This is a genomic window from Streptomyces sp. NBC_00285 (assembly GCF_036174265.1).
Taxonomy (GTDB): domain Bacteria; phylum Actinomycetota; class Actinomycetes; order Streptomycetales; family Streptomycetaceae; genus Streptomyces.
Window position 1 is genome coordinate 8,651,654 of record NZ_CP108055.1, and the last position, 21,257, is coordinate 8,672,910.

The window sequence follows — 21,257 nt, forward strand, 5'->3', positions numbered from 1 at the left end:
GGCATCGGCACGGCGGCCGACGCGTGGGACGCCGCCGCGGCCCCGCACCAGGATCCGGCTGTCCGACCCGTGTGACACGCTGACCCCAGCGCCCGCACCGACGACGGGCCGGGACGTGAGGTGTGCGGCGCGTGCTTGCAGGGCATTGGCGGCGGGTGGCCAGTCAGGTCGGGCGCAGCGTCACGGTGTGGGCCGTGTCGACGCTCACGATGCTCGTCCTGGCCGGGATCCTGCCGGACTTCCGGCTCCAGTCGCCGACCGGTGACAGCGCGACCCGGATCGCCGTGACCGCCGCCTTCGGCGCCGGTGCCTTCGGAGTGCTGTCGGCCGTGGTCTGGCCGCTGCTCGTGCGGCTGTTCCTGCTGGTGCCGACCCTGGTGCTCGGCCTCCTCGTCTTCTTCCTCAACGGGGCGCTGCTGCTGCTCGCCCTGCGGCTGAACCCCGCCGAGCGCGGCGACGCCGCCCCCGAGACCGCGGTCGTGGTCGCCGCGGTGATGTCCGCCGTCGCATCCGCGACCGGCGGTGCCCTCGCGGTGCGCGACGACGACGCCTACCGGCGCCGCCTCTACCGCCTCGCCGACCGCCGCCGCAGACGCCGCCCCGCGGGCCCGGCCACCCCGGGCACCGTCTTCATCCAGCTCGACGGCGTCGGCCACGACGTCCTGCTGGCCGCCGTCGCCGGCGGACTGATGCCCACCGTCGCCCGCTGGACGGGCCGCGCCGACGCCCCCGGCCGGCGTGCGCGCCCCACCCACCGGCTCACCTCCTGGCGCACCGACTGGTCCAGCCAGACCGGCGCCAGCCAGCTCGGCATCCTGCACGGCAGCAACCACGACGTCCCCGCGTTCCGCTGGTACGAGAAGGACCGCGGCGAGGTGATGGTCTGCAACCGCCCCACCAGCGCCGCCGAGCTCCAGCGCCGGGCCGTCGAGTGGGCGGGACACGGCGGACTGCTCACCGTCGACGGCGCCAGCCGCGGCAACCTCTTCTCCGGCGGCGCCGAGGAACAGGCACTCGTCCTGTCCATCGCCGCCCGCCGCCGTAGCCGTGAGACCCGCTCCCGGGCGGGCTACTTCGCCTACTTCTCCGACCCCGCCAACGCCGTCCGCACCGCCCTGTCCTTCTTCGCCGAGGTCGGCCGGGAGATCGGCCAGTCGACCCGCGCCCGGGCCCGCAAGGAGCGCCCGCGGGTGGGCCGCGGGGGCCTGTACCCGCTCGTCCGCGCCTTCGCGACCATCGTCGAGCGGGACGTCGTGGTCACCGCCGTGATGGGCGACATGCTCGCGGGCCGTACGGCCGTCTACGCCGACCTGGTGGCCTACGACGAGGTCGCCCACCACTCCGGGCCGACCGGCCGTGACGCCGCGAAGGTACTGGAGAGCCTGGACCGTTCCCTCGCACTGATCGAGAACGTCGCCGAGCACGCCCCGCGCCCGTACCGGATCGTCGTCCTCTCCGACCACGGCCAGAGCCCCGGCGAGACCTTCCGCACCCGCTACGGACTCACTCTCGGTGACCTGGTGCGGGCCGGCTGCGGGCTGCCCGTGTCGCGCAGGGCCGAGCGCACCCACAGCGGGGCCGAGGCCCGCGCCGCCGTGCGTGCCGCGCTGCGCCGGCCGCACAAGGAGGGCAGGGAGGAGTTCCGTCCCGCCCGCGGCTCCGAGCCGATCGTGCTGGCCTCGGGCAACCTCGGGCTGGTCTCCTTCCCCGATGTGCATCACCGGATGAGCAAGGAGGAGATCGACGCACGGCACCCGGCCCTGCTGACCACCCTCGCCAACCATCCCGGCATCGGGTTCCTTCTTGTGCGCAGCGAGAAGCACGGCGGGGTGGTGCTGGGGCCTTTCGGTACGGAGATTCCCCTCGACCGACTCGACGACGATCCAGGGCCGTTGGCAGACTTCGGGCCCGGCGCGGCCGAGGCCGTGCGCCGCACGCACTCCTTCCCGCACACCGCCGACATCATGGTCAACTCGTGGTACGACCCCGCCGAGGGGGAAGTGCTCGCCTTCGAGGAGCAGATCGGCTCGCACGGCGGGCTCGGCGGGGCCCAGGGGAAGCCGTTCCTGTTGTCGCCGCTCGCCCTGTCCGCGCCACCCGACGGGTTGGTCGGGGCGGAGGGGGTCCATCAGATGCTCCGGCGATGGCTCGACGAGGCGGGCGGCCCTCAAGTACCGCTGACCGCACGGGAGAAGAAGGCCGCGTAGGGGTTCGGCTGCGCCGACGTGGCGGAGCCGCTTGTCGGTACCGCGCCGCGACCCTGAGCGGTCCTGCGCGGCCCTGGCGGCTCGGAAAACCAGCTGCGGCTCCTCGGCCCGCCGCCCACACTGTTCGAGTCACCCCTTCTCGAACCCTCCCTGGAGCCACCGCTTTGCAGGCCGCCGTCACCGTCACGCCCTCCCGGATCCCCGACCTCCTCCTCGGCCTCGCGACCGTGCGGCCCGTCTTCGTCTGGGGTGCGCCGGGTATCGGGAAGTCGTCCCTGGTCAGGGAGTTCGCCGCCTCGTTGGGGCTGGAGTGCGTGAGCCTGATCGGTACCCAGCTGGCCCCCGAGGACCTCATCGGGGTGCCGCAGATCCGGGACGGACGGTCCGTGTTCTGCCCGCCGGAGTCGATCGCCCGTGACGAGCCGTACTGCCTGTTCCTGGACGAGCTGAACGCGGCCACGCCGGATGTGCAGAAGGCGTTCTACTCGCTCATCCTGGACGGCCGTATCGGGGCCTACGAACTCCCCAAGGGTTCCATCGTCATCGGCGCCGGCAACCGGTCCACCGACAACGCGCTGGCCCGGCCCATCGCCTCCGCCCTCGTCAACCGCCTCACCCACGTCCACCTGGAGGCGTCCGCCAAGGACTGGCTGATCTGGGCCGGTGAGAACGGCATCCACCCGTGGATCCTCGACCACCTCACCGACCGGCCCGACCACCTGTGGTCCAAGCCGCCGAAGACCGAGGAGCCGTTCTCCACGCCCCGCTCCTGGCACATGCTCTCCGACGCGCTGCACTCCTTCGGCCAGGACCTCGACGAGGACACCCTGAAGGTCCTCGCGCACGGCACGCTGACGCCGGCGCACGCGACCGCCTTCTGCGGATACGTCAAGATCGTGCGGGGGCAGTTCGGCATCGAGGCGATCATCAAGGGCGACACCCGCTGGCCGGGACGGCTGGAGGACCGCGACCTGCTCTACTACCTCGCCGAGTCCTTCCGCGGCCGTCTGATCAAGGAACTCCCGGTCAGCAAGGAGCACATGTCGGCGAACGGCCGGCAGACCGCGTACCGCGCCAAGTCGCTGCTCGTCCAACTCGCGGAGATCTCCGTGGAGGTGGCCCAGACCGTCATCGCCGCGGGTGACGACGGCAATCCCGTCCTGCCCTCGTGGTTCCTCGTCGAGGCGGCCCGCGACATGCCCCGGCTGGTGGAGGCGCGGCGGTGAGCCGAAGCCCCGAAAAGAAGAAGCGGGACCTCGCGGGTGAGGCGTTCGCCGAGGGGATGAAACTGCTGCGGGCCAACCCGGCGCTCGCGGCCGTCGAGTTCGACGTCTGCCGTCAGGAGGAGTGCCGCTTCGCGCCCCGGGACGGGCTCGTGGTCGTCGATTCCGACGGCGATCTGCACGTCCACCCCGACCGGCTGGCCGAGCCCACCGCCTGGGCCTGGGCGCTCGCCCACGCCGTCCTCCACCTCGGCTTCGGACACGTCCCGGCGGTGAAGGGCGAACGCACCCAGCCCGACCGCTTCGACCTCGCCGCCCGCTGTCTCGTCGTCAACCGCTTCCTGCTCGGCTTCCCCGTCGGCAGGACCCCCGAGCACCTGCCCGCCTCCTACCCCGACGGTGACGAGGAGCAACTCGCCGCGCGGTGGCGGCGCGACGGCGTCCCGGCCGTCTACGAACACTGCGGTACCGCCGGCGCCGGGCCCGACCAGCTGCTGCTGGGATGGACGGGCTGGTCCCAACCGCCGGACTGGCAGCTGGCGTTCGCCACCGCACTGACCCGGACGGTGTCCGCGGCGATGGACATGGCGGGCGGCCGCCGGGACTCCCTCGACGGCGAGGCGCCGCAGCGGCGTCCCTGGCAGCAGGCCCTGAGCTGGTTCGTCTCCTCCTATCCGCTGCTCGGGGGCATCGCGGCCGGCATCAAGGTGGTCGCCGACGCCGAACTCGCCCGCGCCCACGGCATCGCCATCGCCGCCGTCGACGCCGAGGCCGCCGAGATCTACATCAACCCGCTGCGCCGCTTCGACGACGAGGAATGGCGGTTCGTCCTCGCCCACGAGATGCTGCACGCCGCCCTGCGCCACGGCGACCGCTGCGGCACCCGTGACCCCTACCTCTTCAACGTCGCCTGCGACTACGTCATCAACGGCTGGCTGAACGAGATGCAGATCGGCCTCATGCCCGAGGGCCTGCTGTACGACCCCGAGCTCGCCGGCCTGTCCTCCGAGGAGGTCTACGACCGCATCGCCGGCGACCTGCGCCGCAAGCGCCGGCTGGCCACCCTGCGGGGCAAGGGCGTCGGCGACATCCTCGGCGGCCCGCTCGGCTCGCCCCGCGACTACGTCGACCTCGACGAGTTCTACCGCAGGGGCCTCGCCCAGGGCCTCGACCTGCACGGGCAGCAGGAGCGCGGGTTCCTGCCCGGCGGCCTGGTCGAGGAGATCCGCGCGCTCAGCCATCCGCCGCTGCCCTGGGACGCCCGGCTCGCCCGCTGGTTCGACGAGTTCGTGCCCAGCCCACAGCCCGTCAGGACCTACGCCCGTCCCTCGCGCCGTCAGGCCGCCACCCCCGGCATCCCCCGCGCAGGCCGGTACTTCCCGCCCGAGGAGATCGCCCGCTGCACCTTCGGCGTGGTCCTGGACACCTCCGGCTCGATGAACCGCACCCTGCTCGGCAAGGCACTGGGCGCGATCGCCTCGTACGCCGAGGCACGGGACGTACCGGCCGCCCGGGTCGTGTTCTGCGACGCGGCCCCGCACGACGCCGGCTATCTGCCCGTCACCGAGATCGCCGAGCGGGTCCGGGTGCACGGCCGCGGCGGCACCGTCCTGCAGCCCGGCATCGACCTGCTGCACCGCGCCGACGACTTCCCCGCGAGCGCGCCCGTACTGGTGATCACGGACGGCTGGTGCGACGTGCTGCGGGTCCGGCGCGAGCACGCCTATCTGATCCCGCAGGGGGCCAGGCTGCCGTTCACCGCACGTGGGCCGGTCTTCCGGGTGAGCTGAGCGTAGTGTGATCGGATGGTTCCCGTACCCCCTGTCAGCGGGACCACAGGAAAGGACTGATCGTGGCCACCACGCGCTCCGCACACACCGTCTGGGAAGGCAACCTCCTCGAGGGGAGCGGTGTCGTCAACTTCGACTCCTCCGGTGCCATCGAGGCACAGCCGGTCACCTGGGCCTCGCGTTCCCAGGACGCCAACGGCAAGACCAGCCCCGAGGAGCTGATCGCCGCCGCGCACTCCAGCTGCTTCTCCATGGCGCTCTCGCACGCCCTGAACGGCGCCGGCACCCCGCCCACCAAGCTCCTCACCTCGGCCGACGTCACCTTCCAGCCGGGCGAGGGCATCACCGGCATCCACCTCACCGTCGAGGGCACCGTGCCGGGCCTGGACGAGGAGGGCTTCGCCGCCGCCGCGGACGACGCCAAGGCCAACTGCCCGGTCAGCCAGGCCCTGAAGTCCGTACCGATCACCCTGGACGCGAAGCTCGCCTGAGGCGACCTGTCCTGCACGTTGCGCAGCCCTTGTGAAGGGGGCTGCGCAACGTCGGTCCGGGGTATGAAGTCGTCGGTGTGGGAGGCAACACGATGATTGCGGGAACATCCAGCAGCGCGGCGGCACTCGACTCCGGCACCCGTGAACTCACCCGTGTCCTCATGCTGTTCAGCCTCACCGGCAGCCTGGAGGAGGACCGCCCCTCGCCGGGCAGCCTCGTAGACCGGTTCGACTTCGGCCGCTTCGCCCTGCACCTCAGATCCAGTGAGGCGGTGCTGCCGGTGCCGTTGCCGGTCGCCACGGTGGAGCCCGGGGAGCTGCGGTTCTCGCACGGCTTCCACGGTCTGGAACCGGCGTCGGTCGAGATCGCCGTCCTCGCCACCCCGCGCGGCGACATCACCCTGGCCATGGACTGCGGGTTCGCCGGACCGACCCCGGCCGCCGCCCTGGCCGAGTGGCTCGCGGCCACCTGCTTCGACCGGGACCAGATCATGCTCGGGGACCGTCCGCTGCTCACCGCGCTCGGACTGCGGCCCGTCCCGTCGGACCCCCTCGCCTTCGGCCAGAACGTGCACCAACTCGTCTTTCCCGGCGGCGAGTTGCGCGACGACCTGCTGAACTCCGAGGCCGCGCAGCGCTCCCTCATGCTGAACGAGATCCTCTACCGCGGCCGGATGGCGACGACGGAACCGCCCAATCTGCGCAACCACGGCAGCACACTCTCGGCGCACGGCCGCGGGGTCTCCGTGCACGCCGGGTGGGCCGAGCACGTGGAGAACGGCCTGATCCTGGTGGCCGTCGGCATGATCTCCGCGCTGGCCGTCCTGCAGCGCACCCGGCTGGCCGCCTTCGAGACGATGCGGGCGAACGAACAGGCGTCCGCGAGCTCGCCGTACGAGATCCGGTCGCTGATCTCGCAGTTGTCCACCGGGGTCAACGAACTCCAGCTAGACCTGGCCTTCGGAGTGGAGGCGTACGTCGACAGCCTGCTCATCCCGGAGACGGTCATGGAGGCCTTCCAGTCCTCCCTGCGCGACGCGCTCGGCATCCGGGACAGCCTGGACAACTCGGCCCGCATGGTGGAGCGGCTGACCTCGGTGATCAGCGCCCGCTCGGCGGCCCTGGACGCCGAACTCTCCGAGCGCGACGACCGCAGGGACCGCACGGTGTCCGTGCTGGTCGCGATCGCCACCCTGATCGCCCTGCCGCCGACATTGCTGCTGGCGTTCTTCGGCGTCAACGCCACGACCGTGAACGACCACCGCTCCATCTTCGACCCGCGATACCTCCCGGCCTACCTCCTGGCCTGGGTTCCCTTCCTCGTGCTCGCCGTGATCGGATACGTCCGGATCATCCGGACCGGCAGACGCTCCGGCCCCCTGCTGACCCCGCCCGCCCCGATCCCCGCCCAGCGCCCACCGACCGGAAGCTGACCCCCGTATGGACCGACGCCCCGCCGTCTCCGCCCACCGAGGCGGATCCGAGCGTGCCGGTGCCGCGACCCTCGCGGCGTACGAGGACGCGATCCGGTCCGGGGCGGAGTACGCCGAGTTCGACATCCGGCGTACGGCGGACGGCGTCCTCGTCGTCTACCACGACGCCCGGGTGGGCCACACCGGCCCGCCCCTGGCGGAGATCACCCACGCCGAGCTCAGTGACCGGGCCGGATATCCCGTGCCGGTCGTCGACGAGGTCATGTCGCTGATCTCGGGGCGGCTGATCGGCCATCTGGACCTGAAGGAGACCGGTTACGAGCGGGAGCTGATCGACCGGGCCGTCGCCCTGCTCGGGACGGACGGCTTCGTCGCCACCACCTTGGAGGACCGCTCCGTCGCGGCCGTCGCCCGGGCCTTCCCCCGGGTGCGCACGGCGCTGTCCCTGGGGCGCGACCGCAAGGAGATCACCCGGGCCCGGCTGGCCGGTGTCCGGCTCAGCGAGCTCCTGCCGATGCGCCGGGTGCGCGCCTGCGGCGCGAGCGGAGTAGCCGTGCACCAGTTGCTGGCCCGGGCCACCGTGCTGCGCGAGGCGGCCCGGCATGATCTGTTCACCATGGTGTGGACGGTCAACGACGACACCCGGATGCGGGCTTTCCTCGACGACCCGCGCGTCGACGTCCTGATCACCGACCGGCCGCGGCGAGCCGTAGCGCTGCGGGGCAAACCACACGAGGAGCGCCCGCTGGGGTACTCGTCCTCCTGAGCGGGGCCACTCGCACGATTGACAAGAACGCACTCAAGTTTTGTGCTGGAGTGCGGGAAGGCTCCCTGGCGGAACCACCTTGCGGAAGGGGACAGTGATGGGACGTGCGGTCGGGATAGATCTGGGGACCACGAACTCGGTGGTGGCTGTGCTGGAGGGCGGCGAGGCCACCGTCGTCGCCAACGCGGAGGGGGCCAGGACCACACCGTCGGTCGTGGCCTTCGCCAAGAACGGCGAGGTGCTGGTGGGCGAGGTCGCCAAGCGGCAGGCCGTGACGAACGTCGAGCGCACCGCGCGCTCCGTGAAGCGGTACATGGGCGACGGGAGCTGGCGCTTCCCGGACCAGGGCGCCATCGACGGCACCCGCTACCGGGCGCAGGAACTGTCCGCGCGGGTCCTGCAGAAACTGAAGCGGGACGCCGAGTCCTACCTCGGCGAGGACGTCACCGACGCGGTGATCACCGTCCCCGCCTACTTCGACGACTCCCAGCGGCAGGCCACCAAGGAGGCCGGCGAGATCGCGGGGCTGAACGTCCTGAGGATCATCAACGAACCCACGGCGGCGGCGCTGGCGTACGGCCTGGACCGGGGCGAGGAGCAGACCGTCCTGGTCTTCGACCTCGGCGGCGGCACCTTCGACGTGTCCCTGCTGGAGATCGGCGACGGGGTCATCGAGGTCAAGGCGACCAACGGCGACACGCGTCTGGGCGGCGACGACTGGGACCAGCGGGTCGTCGAGCACCTCGTGAAGACGTTCCAGGGGCAGTACGGCATCGACCTCGGCAAGGACAAGATGGCGCTGCAGCGGCTGCGCGAGGGAGCCGAGAAGGCGAAGATCGAGCTGTCGTCGTCCTCGGAGACCACGATCAACCTGCCCTACATCACCGCCTCCGCCGAGGGGCCCCTGCATCTCGACGAGAAGCTGACCCGTGCGCAGTTCCAGGAACTCACCGCCGACCTGCTCGACCGCTGCAAGACCCCCTTCCACCAGGCGGTCAAGGACGCCGGCATCAAGCTCGCCGCGATCGACCACGTCATCCTCGTCGGCGGCTCGACGCGGATGCCCGCGGTCACCGATCTCGTCAAGGACCTCACCGGCAAGGACCCGCACAAGGGGGTCAACCCGGACGAGGTCGTGGCGGTCGGCGCGGCGCTCCAGGCCGGCGTCATCCGCGGCGACGTGAAGGACGTGCTGCTCCTCGACGTCACCCCGCTGTCCCTGGGCATCGAGACCAAGGGCGGCATCATGACGAAGCTCATCGAGCGCAACACCACGATTCCCACGCGCCGTTCGGAGATCTTCACGACCGCCACCGACAACCAGCCCTCCGTCGGCATCCAGGTCTACCAGGGCGAACGGGAGATCGCCGCGTACAACAAGAAGCTCGGCGTCTTCGACCTCACGGGCCTGCCGCCCGCGCCCCGGGGCGTGCCGCAGATCGAGGTCGCCTTCGACATCGACGCGAACGGGATCATGCACGTCTCGGCGAAGGACCTCGCGACCGGGCGCGAGCAGAAGATGACGGTGACGGGCGGCTCGGCGCTCCCGAAGGACGACATCGACCGCATGATGCGCGAGGCCGAGCAGTACGCCGAGGAGGACCGGGGCCGCCGCGAGGCCGCCGAGACCCGCAACCAGGCCGAGCAACTCGTCTACCAGACCGAGAATTTCGTCCGCGAGAACAGCGACAAGGTCCCGGCCGACACGACCGCGGAGGTCGAGTCGGCGGTGACGGACCTCAAGCGGCTCCTGGCGGAGAACGCCGAGACGAGCACCCTGCGCGACGGCGTCGAGAAGCTCGCCTCCGTCAGCCAGAAGATGGGCCAGGCGATGTACGCCCAGGCCCAGCAGTCGCCGCCGGAGAGCGAACAGGCCTCACCCCAGCAGGAGGAGGAGGGCGTGGTCGACGCGGAGATCGTGGACGACGAGCGGGACCACAAGGGCGGGGCGGCCTGAGAGCACGCCGGGCCTTCGCCGTCAGGGGCGCACCCCGGCCGGCAGCGTGGCGCACACCGCGTCCAGGACGGACGCGTACGGTGTGCCCAGGTCGCCGAGCCGGGATCCCAGCCGCCGCAGACCGTCACGGTGTTCGGTGAGCAGACCCGTGTCCCCGGTGCGGGCCGTGAGCTCCAGTACCGAGGGCAGAAAGTCCGGCAGCTCCTCACCGGCGAACTCCAGCCCGGCGGCCCGGTAGACCCCCTTGAACCGGGCCGGTGACATCCCGTCCTGCCATCGGCTCAGATACAGGCTGTGCCGGTTCTCGACGTCGAAGACCCGCACGTAGTGCGCCGCCAGGTCCGGCGCGGGCGTCACCGCCGCGTGGTCGGCGAACTCCCGCAGCTGCGGGGCCGCTTCGCGCAGCAGCGGCAGCCGGGCGCGGAAGTCGTCGTCGGGGTACGTCAGACAGAGCGCCGCCGCCTGGTACAGCACCGCATCCGAGGGCATCTCGGCCTCCACAGTCGTCGGTGGTCCGCCGTGTGCGCGGCGCGTCGGGGGCCGTCTCGCCGGGGGCCGGAGGAACCGCCCCGGCGTGCGCTCCCTCTTTGCCGGCCCGCGGTTCCTCCGAACCTAGGGCGGGGCGGGGGAGCGCACCCGTTCACGGCACCCGTACGGGTCAGGCCTTGCGGGCGACCCCCGCGTACACCGGCACGATGCCCTCCGCCTGGACCGCCACGTCCTCCGGTTCGGGCCGCCACCCGGAGGCCGGGATCACACCGGGGCCCAGCAGCTCAAGGCCGTCGAAGAAGCGCCGGAACCCCTCCAGCGGACGGGGGTGGAAGGCCAGGCCGCTGCGGTGGAAGTGGGCGGCCGCCTTCTCGACGTCCGCCGGGCTGAGGTCGGCGGTCACCTGCGACAGGATCAGGTAGCTCCCCGGGGCGAGCGCGTCGACGTACTTCGCCACCAGACCGTGCACGTCGTCCCCGGCGGGATCGTCGTCGAGGTAGTGCGTCAGCGCCACCAGCGACAGCGCGAGCGGCTCGGCGAAATCCAGTGACTCGGCCGCCCGGGCCAGCAGGGTGTCGACGTCGCGGATGTCGCAGTGGACGTAGGCGGTGCTGCCCTCGGGGGTGCCGCCCAGCAGCGCCTCCGCGTGCCGGAGCACGATCGGGTCGTTGTCCGCGTACACCACGTGCGCGTCGGGGGCGACGCCCTGGGCGACCTGGTGCAGGTTGGGTTCGGTGGGGATGCCCGTGCCGATGTCCAGGAACTGGCGTATCCCGGCCTCGGCCGCGGTGCGCACGGCCCTCGTCATGAAACGGCGGTTGGCGCGCGCCCCGCGCAGCACGGTGCCGTCCACTTCGAGGATCTTGCGGGCCAGTGCCTCGTCCACCGGGTAGTTGTCCTTGCCGCCCAGCCACCAGTCGTAGACCCGCGCCGGATGCGGGCGGCTCGTGTCGATTCTGGGCACGTCGGATCCGGTCATGCGCTGTCTGCTCCCCTGTGAGGTCGTGGTGCTGTCGTGTTGCCTGCTCAGAAGTCCTCGCGGCGCTCCCGCAGCAGCTTCTTCGTACGCTCGGCCGACGCGGCACGCGCCGACATGTGGTCCAGGACCTCCAGGTGCGTGGCGACCTCCTGGCGGGAGTCCAGATACAGCGCACCGGTCAGGTACTCGGTGAAGACCATGTCGGGCAGCTCCGGCTCGGCGAAGCGGAACAGCGAGAAGGGCGCGTACGTGCCCGGGTGCGGGCCGTCCTCGAACTCGCAGATCTGGAGCGTGACCCGGTCGCGCTCGGCGAACTCCAGGAGCTTGTCCAGCTGTTCGCGCATCACCTCGCCGCGGATGCTCACCGGGCGGCGCAGCACCGTCTCGTCCATGATCGCCCACAGGTGGGGCGGGTTCGGGCGCTCCAGTAGCCGCTGCCGCTCGATGCGCAGCGACACATGCCGCTCCACCGCGTCCGGACCCGTCTGCCCGATCGTCCCGGCCTCCATGACGGCCCGCGCGTAGCTCTCGGTCTGGAGCAGACCGGGCACGAAGTGCGGCTCGTAGGAGCGGATGATCCGGGCCGCGCCCTCCAGGCTCACGTACAGGCTGAACCACTCGGGCAGCACGTCGTGGAAACGCTGCCACCAGCCCGGCTTGTTCGCCTCCTCGGCGAGCTGCACGAAGGCCGAGGTCTGGTCCGTGGGGACGCCGTACGTCTCCAGGAGCACCTGGACGTACGGGATCTTCAGGGCGACCTCGGCCATCTCCATCCGCCGCACGGTCGCGGGAGCCACCCGCAGTACCTGCGCGGCCTCCTCGCGTTTGAGGCCCGCAGCTTCCCGCAGTTCCTGAAGCCGTCTGCCGAGGACCACCTGACCCACGGTCGGCGCAGGCCGCCGCTCACTCACGCCACGCCTCCCCTACGCGTCGAAGTTCGCGTGCAGTGTGTCATGTTCCCGTGTCGGTCTCACCGGTCACGGACGCTTCCTTCATTACCTTTCGCGTAATCGACGGGGGAACGGGCGGGCGGGAGAGTGAGAGCACGGGTCCCGGGCCGGCGCACTCCGGTCCGGGACCCCCTGTTCCGGCACACCATCCTGATGGCACGTCAGGGCAGCAGCGTGTGAAGGTACTTGACCGTCGCCGGGTCGGCCGGCAGGAACGTCTCGATGGCCAGCTCGGCGACGGTCACGTCCATCGGCGTGTTGAAGGTGGACGTGGACGAGATGAACGACAGCGTCCGGCCCTCGTGCTCGATGCGCATCGGCAGCGCGAAGTACGGGACGGGCTCGCTGCTCTCCGGGCCGTCGCCCTCGGGTTCCGGCATCGGGTACGCCGCCACCTCCTCGTACAGCTCGCGCAGCGACCCGGAGCGGCTCAGAGCGATCTGGCGGCGCATCTGGTCCAGCAAATGCCCGCGCCACTCCCGCAGATTGCGGATGCGCGGGGCGAGGCCCTGCGGGTGCAGCGTGAGCCGCATCGTGTTCAGCGGGGGCCGGAGCAGGAACTCCGGGACGCCGTCGAGGAGCATCATGATGCCCCGGTTCGCGGCCACCACGTGGTACGAGGCGTCGAACACCAGGGCCGGGTAGGGCTCGTAGCCCTGGATGAGGCGCTCGATGCCCTCCCGTACGGCCTCCAGTGCCGGGTCGTCCAGGGGCGTCCTGGAGAAGCGCGGGGCGTAACCGGCCGCCAGCAACAGGTCGTTGCGCTCCCGCATCGGCACCTCCAGGTGCTCCGCGAGCCGCAGCACCATCTCCTCGCTCGGCCGGGACCGGCCCGTCTCGACGAAGCTGATGTGCCGCGCCGAGGAGTCCGCCCGCAGCGCCAACTCAAGCTGGCTGAGACGCCGTTGCTGCCGCCAGGAGCGCAGGAGGGGGCCGATGCCGATGCCGATGGCCTGGCTGGAGGAGGTGGCGGCGGGGTCGGCCTTGCCTGACGGGAGCATGGTCATGCGGACGACCGTAGTCGGGGTGGTGCCCGGCGTGCACGGCGGTGACCGTTCCTGCTCTTCCCTGCCGGGTGCGGCACCCACGCGCTCGTGCGGAGCGCTCCAGGTCGCCGAATCCGTCGACGACCTCTGCCGAAGGTGTCCGCGAGCGGCCCTCGGGAACCCGTCTGACCAGGGCCGCGGCAGCACAGTTGTGGCACGCTGGACACACACTCAGGCCCCCAGGAAGGAGCGAGGTCATGCCCGTCGAACCCCTGTCGCAGAAGGAGATCGAGGACCGGCTCGCGGAGCTGCCGGGCTGGTCCGTCGACGGCGGCCGCCTCACCCGCTCGTACCGGCTCGGCACGCACTTCGCCGCGACCGCGATGGTCGTGCACATCGCCCAGGTCCAGGAGGAGCTCGACCACCACTCCGACCTCACCCTCGGCTACAACACGGTCGACCTGTCCGTGCACACCCACAGCGCGGGCGGCGCCGTCACCGAGAAGGACTTCGAGCTCGCGCATCGCGTGACGGCGCTCGCCCCCGGCCACGGAGCGCAGTGAGCCCGTGCTCGACTACGACAAGGAGGCCCACGCCTACGACTCCACCCGCGGCGGTGAGCCCAGGGCCGCCGCGGCCGCTGATGCCGTACTCGGCCTGGTCCCGTCAGGCACCCGGCGGCTCCTGGACGTGGCCTGCGGCACCGGGATCGTCACCCGCAGGCTCGCCGAGGCGCGGCCCACGACCCGGGTGACGGGCGCCGACCTGACGTACGGCATGGCGAGCGTGGCCGCCGGCCGGCTGCCCGGCGCCGTCGTGCTCGCCGACAGCCGCGCGCTGCCCTTCCCCGACGGGGCGTTCGACGCGGTGACCAGTGTGTGGCTGCTGCACCTCTTCGACGAACCCGGGGACGTCCGCGCCGTCGTCGCCGAGTGCGCCCGGGTCCTGAGACCCGGCGGGGTGTACGTCACCACCGTCGACAAGGCCGCCGCCCACGACGTCGGCAGCGACATCGACGCAGTCCTCGCCCCGCGACCGCGCCGCCCGGCCCCCGACGCGGCGCCGCTCGTGGAGTCGTACGCCGGGGCCCACCTCCTGCACCCGGCGGGGCAGGCCCGCTTCCCGGGCCGCGGTCAGGGCCGCAGCCCCCGGCGTACGGCCGCCGACCTGCGGCGCGGCTGGTTCACCCAGCTGCCGCCCGGCGACCCTCTCACCGAACGGTTCGCCGCCCGCCTGGAGGCACTCCCGGACCAGGAACTCCCGCGCGCCGACCCGGTGTTCGGCGTCAGGGCGTTCCGCAGGGCCGGCTGAACTCCATCGTCCAGTTGGTCACCCAGCTCTCCCCGCCGTCGACGGAGAACGCCTGCTCCCAGTGGGCCGCGGTCGGGGACATGTCCGCCCACACGAACCGCACCCGCACGTCCGTCCCGTCGTGGGTGTCGTCGCCGTGGAACTCGCCGCGGCCGCCCTCGAACCGTCCGGTCACGGGCGGGAAAAGCTTCCCGCTGTGACTCGCCGCCCAGTTCAGCGACCACTGTCCGGTCTCCCGGTCGAAGAGCCGCAACGTCACGCCCTTCGCTTCGAGATGCGGCATGTCGATCTCGTCGACGTTCGCGGCGCCGTCGAACAGGGGCCAGCAGCGGTGCGTGGCCGGGAACTCCTCCCATGCGCTGTCCGGGTCGAGGAAGTCGGTGCGGCGGCGGTTCGTGACCTCCCAGTCGCCGTGGAAGAAGTCGAAGTCGCGCGGGCTGCTCATGAGCGGTCTCCTGTGGTTCCTTCGGTAAGGGAATCGGCCAAGTAGGCGTCCAGGTCCGGGACTTCGGGTGCCAGCATGTGCCGTACCCAGGCGTCCCGTTCGTGCAGGATCGGCGGGAGTTCCCAGACGCAGCCGATCCAGGGCAGGTCCGGCTTGATGAAGTGCGTGGGGTCGAGGTCCGGACACCGGAGCGCCGGCTGCCCGGCACAGGCGCCCCGGAAGTGGAGCACGTTGTCCCACACCCAGCTGTAGGCGTTGAGGTAGGCGCCGGTGTCCGCGCCCCGGTGCAGGACGACGAAGGTCGCGGGCGCGGTCCCGTCGGGCTCCGGCAGCAGGTCGGGGAGGATGTCGTAGGCCGCCTTCTCGACGTCGGGCGCGATGCCGGCCGGGTCGGCGGTGACGTGGTAGCGCTTGATCCGCCGCCCGGCGACCGTCATGGGCGGGGGCACGGTCAGCAGCTTCTCGGTGAAGGCCATGGCAGGACGGTAGGGCCGCTTCACTGACACCATGTGGCAGTGAAGGCCGGCCGACTCGTCTCGATCCTCCTGCTGCTCCAGGCCCGGGGCCGGATGACGGCTGCCCAGCTCGCCGAGGAGCTGGAGGTCTCGGTCCGCACGGTCTACCGGGACGTCGAGGCACTGAGCACGGCAGGGGTCCCGCTGTACGGCGACGCGGGCCACGCCGGCGGTTACCGTCTGCTCGACGGCTATCGCACCCGGCTGACCGGACTCACCGCCGACGAGGCGGAGGCCCTCTTCCTCGCCGGCGCTCCGGGGGCCGCCGCCGAGCTGGGTCTGGGCCCGTTCCTCGCGGCTGCCCAGCTGAAGGTGCGGGCCGCGTTGCCGGCCGAACTGCGGGCCCACACGGACCGGATCAGCGGACGCTTTCACCTCGACGCGCCAGGGTGGTACGCACAGACCGAGGAGACGCCGTTCCTCACGGCGGTGGCGCAGGCGGTGTGGAACAGCAGGGTGCTGCACGTCCGCTACCGCCGCTGGGCCGAACCCAGCGATGTGGAACGGCGGTTGGAGCCGTACGGGCTGGTGCTCAAGGCGGGGCGCTGGTACGTCGTCGCGGGTCCGGGGCCACGCACCTACCGTGTCGACCAGATCCTCGAACTCCGCACCTCCGACACCGAGTTCACTCGGCCCGAGGACTTCGGTCTGGCCGCGTACTGGACGGCGTATCAGCGGGACTTCCAGGACCGGTTGTACCGGGGCGAGGCGGTCGTACGACTCGCGCCCGGTGTGAAGCTGCCGAGAGCGGTACCGGGAGACACGGACCCCCATGGCTGGACTGTCGCCCGCGTCCCCATCGAGTCCGTCGAGCACGCCCATGGCGAATTCCTGCGCCTGGGCACCCACATCGAGGTGCTGGACCCCCCTGAGCTGCGTGAACGGATGGCTCGAACGATCGCTGAACTGGCCGAAAGGTACGGCAACCCGGCTTCCCCGTGCGGCGACTGAGTGGGCGGAACCCGCCCGTCCTCTCCGCTTCGGAGGTTCACCCCGTGCAGCACCCGCACCCGCACCGCAGACGCCGAGTCCTCCTCTCGGCAGTGACCGCCGCAACGGCCCTGGTGGCCGCGGGACTCACCGTACTGAGCCCGGACACCGCCGAGGCCGCCACCGCCCGCCAGGTCGAGAAGCTCGACCGCGGAGTCGTCAGCGTCCACACCGACAGCGGCAACCTGGTCAGCTGGCGCTGGCTCGGCACCGACCCGAACGACGTCTCGTTCAACGTCTACCGCGCCGGCACGAAGGTCAACTCGACCCCGGTCACGGGCTCCACGAACTATTTCCACTCCGGCGCGCCCGCCCAGGCCGACTACACGGTCCGCGCGATCGTCGGCGGTGTCGAGCAGGCCGACTCCGTCCACGCGGTCCAACTGCGCACCGGATACAAGGACGTTCCGATCAGCCCGCCCGCCGGAGGAACGACCCCGGACGGTGTGGCGTACACCTACGAGGCGAACGACGCCTCCGTCGCCGACCTCGACGGGGACGGGGCACTGGACTTCGTCCTGAAGTGGCAGCCGACGAACGCCAAGGACAACTCCCAGTCCGGGTACACCGGCAACACGATCCTCGACGGCGTCAAGCTCGACGGCACCCGGCTGTGGCGGATCGACCTGGGCCGCAACATCCGTTCCGGCGCGCACTACACGCAGTTCCAGGCGTACGACTACGACGGCGACGGCAGGGCCGAGGTCGCCATGAAGACGGCCGACGCCACGGTCGACGGCACGGGCGCCGTGATCGGCAGCTCGTCGGCCGACCACCGCAACTCCAGCGGGTACGTGCTGTCCGGCCCCGAGTACCTGACGATGTTCAACGGGCAGACCGGCAAGGCGATGCAGACCGTGGACTATGTGCCGGCGCGCGGCACGGTGTCGTCGTGGGGCGACTCGTACGGCAACCGCGTCGACCGCTTCCTCGCGGGGACGGCCTATCTGGACGGCGCCCGTCCGTCGCTGGTCATGGCGCGGGGCTACTACACGCGGACGGTCATCGCGGCCTGGGACTGGCGGGGCGGCGCTTTCACCCGCCGCTGGACCTTCGACACCAGCTCCTCCACCAACAGCGGCAAGGGCTATGACGGTCAGGGCTCGCACAGCCTGTCCGTCGGGGACGTCGACAACGACGGCAAGGACGAGATCGTCTACGGCGCGATGGCCGTCGACGACAACGGCAACGGGCTGTGGACCACGAGGACGGGCCACGGCGACGCCCAGCACCTCGGCGACCTTGACCCCTCGCACGCGGGCCTCGAGTACTTCAAGGTCTCGGAGTCCTCGTCCCAGCCCGCGGAGCTGTACATCAACCCGGCCAACGGCACGGTGAACTGGAGCATCGCGGCCTGCTGCGACAACGGCCGGGGCGTCGCCGGTGACATCTGGGCAGGCAACGACGGTGCCGAGGTCTGGTCCGCCTCCGACTCCTCGATCCGCGACGAGGGCGGCGCCACCAAGGGCCGCGAGCCGGCCTCCGTCAACTTCCTGTCCTGGTGGGACGGCGACACGGTCCGTGAACTCCTCGACGGCACCCATATCGACAAGTACGGCACCTCCTCCGACACCCGCCTGCTGACCGGCTCCGGCGTCCACTCCAACAACAGCACGAAGGCGACGCCGTCGCTGTCCGGGGACATCCTGGGCGACTGGCGCGAGGAGGTCGTCTGGCCGACGTCCGACAACACGGCCCTGCGTATCTACTCCACCCCGTACGAGACGACCACGAAGATCACGACCCTCCTCCACGACACGATGTACCGCACAGGCCTCGCCTGGCAGAACACTGCATACAATCAGCCCCCGCACCCGAGCTTCTTCCTCGGCAACGGAATGGCCACAGCGCCGAGGCCGACGGTGTACACACCGTGAACGACGGTGGGTGCGTGTCCCCGCGGGGACACGCACCCACCGTGCGGACGAACCGTCAGGCGACCGTGCAGCTCCGGTCGCCCAGCTTGAACGACGCCGGTTTCCCGTTGGTGCCCGACCAGTTGCCCGTGAAGCCGAAGCTCACGGACGAGCCCGCCGCCACGTTGGCGTTCCAGTTGACGTTCTTGGCCGTGGCCGTCGAACCCGACTGGGCGGTCTCGGCGTTCCAGGCCTGGGAGATCGTCTGGCCGTTGGGGAAGGACCAGCCCAGTGACCAGCCGGACCAGGCACTCGTACCCGTGTTGCTCAGCTGGACGTCCGCCTGGAAGCCGCCCGACCACTGGTTGGTGATCTTGTACGTCACCGTGCAGGCACCCGTCGGTGCCGGGTCGGTCGGATCCGTGGGACCGGTGCCGCCGCCCGTGTCGGAGGTGTCGCCGTAGATCACGCCCCGGCCGTTGGTCGAGACGTACACCCGGCCGTACACCCGCGGGTCGCCGGTGATCGCCCCGCCGGTCCAACCCCACTGGTGGGCGTCGTCGTTGATGCGGGTCCAGGTAGCGCCCTTGTCGGTCGAACGGAACACGCCACGGACCCCGCCGATCTTCGCGCTGGTGAAGAGGGTCTGGTACGACGCTCCTGCCGCCGCCTTCCCGAAGCCGATCGCGTCGGCCTGGTCGACGCCCGAGAGCTTCGTCCAGCCGGCGCCGCCGTCCGTGGAGTGCCACAGGCCGTACGCCCCGTCGGTGGCCCCGCCGGCCAACCACACATCGCCCTTCCCTCCGGGCAGTGCCTTGAAGCGCACGCTGTCACCGGCCGGGAGGCCGGCAGCGGCGGACGCGGTGAAGGTCGCCCCGCCGTCCGTACTCACGTAGAACTTCCCGGACTTGAAGCCGTAGAAGGTGCGGGGGTCGACCCGGTCGGACTCGACGATCGCGCCCGCCGGGATCCCGCTCGACGCCGACCACGACGAGCCGAAGCCCGTTGCATACTGCACACCCGCGCCGTCCGGGCTCCACACGAACCGGCTGCCGTCCGACGCGGCGGCCACCGTGCCGCCGCCGCTCACGCCCGAGGGGTCGGTGCCCGCGAACCAGTTGGCCCCGTTGTCCGTCGAGAACGCGATGTGCGGACCCGAGTCCAGATTGCCCACCCGTACGACCGTGTTCGGGTTCGTCTCGGCGAAGTCCAGGCTGGTGGTCGTCGTGAAGTTCGGGGACGTGAACATCATCGACGGGACCTTGGTCAGGTCGGTGTGCCGGAAGCCGCCGATGTCACCCAGTGCGCTCAGCAGCGGGGCGCCCGAGGGCGGCGAGGCCAGGTCGTTGACGGCCGTCTCCTCCAGGCCCTGCACCATGGGCTTGATGGTGAACTGGCTGCCCGAGTCCCAGTTCGTGAGGTTCTCGGTGCCGTAGAGCGTCGCTCCCGTCCCGTACATCATGCGGTTCGAGTTGAACGGGTCGATCTCCAGCGACTCCGTCATCCACCCGAGCTTCGGGCTCTGTTCGGGCGGCGACGGGTTCGCGCCCCAGGTCAGCCAGGGGGACGACGAGACGTCCATCGTGTAGCGGTTCGCACGTGTGGGGTACGACGAGTAGTCCCATGCCTTCGTCCAGGTCGCCCCGCTGTCGGTGGACCGGAAGATCTGGGTGTCGGGCCACCACGAGCTGTACGCCGTCGCCATCACCGTGCCGGGTTTCTGCCGGTCCACCGTCAGGCCGCTGAAGCCGTAGTAGGTGTCCGCCTCCGCGACCGGGCTGATGTTCGTCCAGGTGCCCGTCGCCGTCGCGTACCGCCACAGTTGGCCCTTGCCGCCGTCGTAGGGCCCGCTCTTGTCGCTGTAGGAGAGGTACAGATAGCCGCCCACCGCGTCCAGGACACCCTTGTGGGCGAGATACCCGGTCGGCTGACCGGCGAGCCGGCTCCAGGTCGCGCCGCCGTCCGTCGACCGGTACACCGAGTTCTGGAGGTCGGCGACACCGACGTAGATCGCCTGCGTCGCGTTGCCCGACGTGCCCGTCCGCTCGTCGAACGTGACCCAGACGATGCCCTGGTTGTCACTGGCGTAGCCGCTCGTGTCGCTCGGATCCTGCTGGTAGTTGCCCACGTTGGGGAAGCCCGTCACCTGCGACCAGCTGACGCCGGAGTCCGTCGACCGCCACAGCCCCTTGCCGCTCGGCGCGCCCAGGTACAGCACGCTGTTCTTGTTCGGGTCGACCGCCAGCCGCTCTCCCATGCCCCGCCCCGGCATGTTGCCGCCGAGCTTGAAGGGAAGGGCGGCCGCCTGCCAGCTCGCGCCCCGGTTCGAGGAGCGCATGACCGCGCCGTTCTTCGGATCCCAGCTGTTGGTGTACGTCCCGACGGCCGCGTACACCCTGTCCGGGTCCACGGAGTCGGAGGCCAGGCTGACCACACCCGTGTGCCCCCAGTCGTCCCAGCCGACCGAGTCGAGCAGCGGCGTCCAGGTCTTCGACGACTCCTGCCAGCGGTAGGCGCCGCCGATGTCCGTGCGGGCGTAGGCCAGGTTCTTCTCCTTGCGGTTGAAGACGATCCCGGGGACGAAACCGCCGCCGTCGATCCGGGCGTTCTTCCAGGTGTACGTGTCGGCGGCGAGCGAGACCTTCGGGGTGCTGCCGGCCGCCAGCGCGGTCGGGGTACCGGCGAGCAGCCCGGCCGCGAGCGCGAGTACGGCCGTGAGAATGCGGGTTCTTCGCACGGGGGGAGTCCTTTCCGGAAAGGGAGAGGGTGGGGGAGGGTAAGCGCTTTCCGTCAGGTGCGAGAGTTGCCGGGCGGCCCCCAGTGCGGGAGGGGGCCGCCCGGCCGGTTGGTCCCGTCGTCAGGTGACGGG

At 71.1% G+C, this 21,257-nt stretch carries 18 protein-coding genes; 11 read left to right on the forward strand and 7 right to left on the reverse strand.

Going from position 1 to position 21,257, the window contains the following annotated elements:
• The first annotated feature begins 122 nt into the window (after window positions 1-122).
• From OHT57_RS39700 to dnaK, 7 genes are all read left to right on the forward strand, one after another.
• Window positions 123-2,207, forward strand: coding sequence for a phage holin family protein (locus OHT57_RS39700; RefSeq protein WP_328751659.1), 2,085 nt, complete (start codon window positions 123-125; stop codon window positions 2,205-2,207).
• 164 nt (window positions 2,208-2,371) lie between these two features.
• Window positions 2,372-3,433: an ATP-binding protein gene (locus OHT57_RS39705; protein WP_328751660.1), complete on the forward strand. Its 1,062-nt coding sequence runs from the start codon at window positions 2,372-2,374 to the stop codon at window positions 3,431-3,433.
• Between the two features lie 56 nt (window positions 3,434-3,489).
• Window positions 3,490-5,220, forward strand: coding sequence for a vWA domain-containing protein (locus OHT57_RS39710; RefSeq protein WP_328753450.1), 1,731 nt, complete (start codon window positions 3,490-3,492; stop codon window positions 5,218-5,220).
• Window positions 5,221-5,282: 62 nt separating this feature from the next.
• Entirely contained in the window at window positions 5,283-5,711 is a 429-nt protein-coding gene (locus OHT57_RS39715; protein ID WP_328751661.1) for an OsmC family peroxiredoxin, read from the forward strand.
• Window positions 5,712-5,803: 92 nt separating this feature from the next.
• On the forward strand, window positions 5,804-7,144 hold the full coding sequence (locus OHT57_RS39720) for a hypothetical protein (protein WP_328751662.1): 1,341 nt from the start codon (window positions 5,804-5,806) through the stop codon (window positions 7,142-7,144).
• A gap of 7 nt (window positions 7,145-7,151) precedes the next feature.
• Window positions 7,152-7,910 carry a glycerophosphodiester phosphodiesterase family protein gene (locus OHT57_RS39725; protein ID WP_328751663.1) on the forward strand — a complete coding sequence of 253 codons (759 nt, stop codon included), beginning with the start codon at window positions 7,152-7,154 and terminating at the stop codon, window positions 7,908-7,910.
• Window positions 7,911-8,007: 97 nt separating this feature from the next.
• Window positions 8,008-9,867, forward strand: a complete 1,860-nt coding sequence (gene dnaK / locus OHT57_RS39730; RefSeq protein WP_328751664.1) for a molecular chaperone DnaK — start codon at window positions 8,008-8,010, stop codon at window positions 9,865-9,867.
• 21 nt (window positions 9,868-9,888) lie between these two features.
• Here dnaK and OHT57_RS39735 read toward each other — a convergent pair whose 3' ends face one another.
• The 4 genes from OHT57_RS39735 to OHT57_RS39750 form a co-directional block, all read right to left on the reverse strand.
• Window positions 9,889-10,356, reverse strand: coding sequence for a nitrate reductase molybdenum cofactor assembly chaperone (locus OHT57_RS39735; protein WP_328751665.1), 468 nt, complete (start codon window positions 10,354-10,356; stop codon window positions 9,889-9,891).
• Between the two features lie 169 nt (window positions 10,357-10,525).
• On the reverse strand, window positions 10,526-11,335 hold the full coding sequence (locus OHT57_RS39740; RefSeq protein WP_328751666.1) for an SAM-dependent methyltransferase: 810 nt from the start codon (window positions 11,333-11,335) through the stop codon (window positions 10,526-10,528).
• 47 nt (window positions 11,336-11,382) lie between these two features.
• Window positions 11,383-12,246 carry a helix-turn-helix domain-containing protein gene (locus tag OHT57_RS39745; protein ID WP_328751667.1) on the reverse strand — a complete coding sequence of 288 codons (864 nt, stop codon included), beginning with the start codon at window positions 12,244-12,246 and terminating at the stop codon, window positions 11,383-11,385.
• 200 nt (window positions 12,247-12,446) lie between these two features.
• A complete protein-coding gene (locus tag OHT57_RS39750; protein ID WP_328751668.1) occupies window positions 12,447-13,292 on the reverse strand; it encodes a helix-turn-helix domain-containing protein in 846 nt (281 codons plus the stop codon).
• Window positions 13,293-13,528: 236 nt separating this feature from the next.
• Between OHT57_RS39750 and OHT57_RS39755 the strand changes: the two genes are divergently transcribed.
• Together OHT57_RS39755 and OHT57_RS39760 are read left to right on the forward strand one after the other, a co-directional pair.
• The gene (locus OHT57_RS39755; protein ID WP_328751669.1) at window positions 13,529-13,834 is read left to right on the forward strand and encodes a 4a-hydroxytetrahydrobiopterin dehydratase; all 306 of its coding nucleotides are present in this window, start codon (window positions 13,529-13,531) and stop codon (window positions 13,832-13,834) included.
• A gap of 4 nt (window positions 13,835-13,838) precedes the next feature.
• Window positions 13,839-14,582: a class I SAM-dependent methyltransferase gene (locus OHT57_RS39760; protein ID WP_328751670.1), complete on the forward strand. Its 744-nt coding sequence runs from the start codon at window positions 13,839-13,841 to the stop codon at window positions 14,580-14,582.
• Here the strand turns inward: OHT57_RS39760 and OHT57_RS39765 are convergent.
• A complete protein-coding gene (locus tag OHT57_RS39765; RefSeq protein ID WP_328751671.1) occupies window positions 14,557-15,027 on the reverse strand; it encodes a hypothetical protein in 471 nt (156 codons plus the stop codon). The two genes, OHT57_RS39760 and OHT57_RS39765, sit on opposite strands and share 26 nt — an antisense overlap.
• Window positions 15,024-15,503, reverse strand: a complete 480-nt coding sequence (locus tag OHT57_RS39770; protein ID WP_328751672.1) for a hypothetical protein — start codon at window positions 15,501-15,503, stop codon at window positions 15,024-15,026. Before OHT57_RS39770 ends, OHT57_RS39765 begins: the two co-directional genes overlap by 4 nt.
• Window positions 15,504-15,542: 39 nt before the next feature.
• Between OHT57_RS39770 and OHT57_RS39775 the strand changes: the two genes are divergently transcribed.
• Complete coding sequence (locus OHT57_RS39775) at window positions 15,543-16,493, forward strand: helix-turn-helix transcriptional regulator (RefSeq protein ID WP_328751673.1); 951 nt, start codon at window positions 15,543-15,545, stop codon at window positions 16,491-16,493.
• A 44-nt stretch (window positions 16,494-16,537) separates the two neighbouring features.
• Window positions 16,538-18,409, forward strand: a complete 1,872-nt coding sequence (locus OHT57_RS39780; RefSeq protein WP_328751674.1) for a rhamnogalacturonan lyase — start codon at window positions 16,538-16,540, stop codon at window positions 18,407-18,409.
• Between the two features lie 55 nt (window positions 18,410-18,464).
• Here OHT57_RS39780 and OHT57_RS39785 read toward each other — a convergent pair whose 3' ends face one another.
• Window positions 18,465-21,125, reverse strand: a complete 2,661-nt coding sequence (locus OHT57_RS39785) for a cellulose binding domain-containing protein (protein WP_328751675.1) — start codon at window positions 21,123-21,125, stop codon at window positions 18,465-18,467.
• Between the last annotated feature and the right edge of the window lie 132 nt (window positions 21,126-21,257).